Origin of the sequence: Burkholderia sp. Ac-20344 (assembly GCF_017104975.1) — a bacterium.
Classification (GTDB): Bacteria; Pseudomonadota; Gammaproteobacteria; order Burkholderiales; family Burkholderiaceae; genus Burkholderia.
In genome coordinates this window covers 1-1,843 of record NZ_JAAGPP010000329.1, presented here as the reverse complement: position 1 = coordinate 1,843, position 1,843 = coordinate 1, and the positions used below count along the sequence as shown (strand labels likewise).

Sequence of the window (1,843 nt, the reverse complement as noted above, 5' to 3'; positions counted from 1 at the left end):
GTTCCACATCGTCTGCGGCAACGCGGCGGCACGCTATGCCGAACAGCTCGGCGCGCGCCTGCCGCCGTCGGGCAGCGGGGCGGCCGCGCAACCGGCCTGATGCGATGAAGCCGGCCTGATCCGCAATGCGGGTTCGGGCCGGCCGGCAACACGAAAACGGCTTGCGATGCGTCGCAGGCCGTTTTTCTTGGGTGCGGGCGATGGCGCGATGCTTGCGTCTGCAGCGCGCGTCACCCGAGCGTTCAGCCGTTCACGGATTCGTCAGCGTGAAGGTCGGCTTCCGGTAGCCGATGCCGGCCCGGTCGAGCTTCGGCAATTCGCGTTGCGTGAGCAGCGTCGCGAAGCCGGCCCAGTCGCGCTGCAGCGCAGCCGTGTCGACGTGATGCGTATCGCCGCGCTTGAAGCGCACGCCGGCCGCATACGGCAGCTCCCAGTCGGCCCGGTGCCACGCGCGCTCGGCCAGCGCGAGCAGCCGCGGATAGGTCATGTATTCGAGGAAGGTGTCGTTGCGCATCACCTCGCCCCACGCCTGCCCCTGCATGCCTTCGATGCGCGGCGCGGGGCCCGTGCCCGTGGCCTCGAACGCGTTGCCGTCACGGTCGCCCATCACTTCGGCGTTCTGCGGCAGGTTCTCGGGCGCGAGCGAGAACACCTTGTACTCGTCCGTCGCGTGCGAGCCCCAGTAGTAGCCGCGCTCGCGCGGGTTGAGCGTGTACGGGAAGTCGAAGTACAGGTAGTCGGGCAGCGCGAGCACGGTCAGGTAGCCCTTGCCGCTCAGGTCGCGCGCGCTGTCCGATGCGCCCCAGAAGATCGTGTCCCACAGCGACACCATCACGTGGCGCGTGCTGAAGTCCTGCGGCCCGTTCGCATGCTTGATGCCGTCCTGCCACGCGGCCATCGTGTCGATCCCGTTCGCGTTGACTGCCGCGCTCACCTGTTGCGCGAAACGCGTCGGCAGCTCGTCGATCGACTTGATCTCGCCACGCTGGAGCAGCGCCGTGCACGCGGGCGAACGCGCCCACGGCTTGTCCTGCGCGGCGAGATCGATGCGCCCCTTGTTCGGGTCGGTGCCGCTCAGCGGCTGGAAGCCCCCGCCGAGGAAGATGTTCTTCGCCTCGTCGCCACCGTAGTGCCAGGTGTGCAGCGGCGCCTGCGCGTCCGCATGCATCGCGGCGATCTCGCGGATCACCTTCGACGCGAAATTGAGCGCGCCCGGCACGCACGGGTTCAGGTCGCTGCGCCGGTCGTAGAACTGCACCGTCGTCAGGTTCGACGTGTCCTGCGGATCGAGCAGCCGGTACGCATTCGCTTCCTGCTCGCGGCCGGCCGCATGCAGCCGCTTGTAACGTGCCTCCATCGTCACGACGGCCGCGCGCGCATGCGCGGGCATGTCGATCTCGGGGATGATCTCGACGAACCGCGCGGCCGCGTAGCGCACGAGCGCCACGTAATCGTCGCGGGTCAGGTAGCCGCCGCCCGAGCGATTGTCCGGGCCGGAGCCGAGTTGCGGCAGCAGGCAGCGCGTCTCGCTTGGATCGTGGCAGCGGCGCGAGCCGATCTCGGTCAGCTCGGGCAGGCCGGGAATTTCGATGCGCCAGCCTTCGTCGTCGGACAGATGCAGGTGCAGGCGATTGAGCTTGTACGCGCTCATCTGGTCGATCAGGCGGCGCAGCGTCGCCGGGTGCTTGAAGTTGCGCGCGAGATCGACGTGCATCCCGCGATGTGTGAAGCGCGGCGCATCCTCGACGAGCATCGCCGGAATCGGGCCGCCGCCGGCCGGCGCGAGCGAGTAGAGCGTCTGCACGCCGTAGTAGAGGCCGGCGCGATCGTAGCCCTCGATCAA

Annotated in this window: 1 protein-coding gene; it reads right to left on the bottom strand. The window is 68.8% G+C overall.

The genetic code is table 11. From position 1 onward, the window contains the following. Positions 1-250: 250 nt before the first annotated feature. Positions 251-1,843 (bottom strand): family 20 glycosylhydrolase (locus G3N64_RS38870; protein ID WP_205788866.1); only part of this gene is annotated, 1,593 nt, incomplete at its 5' end.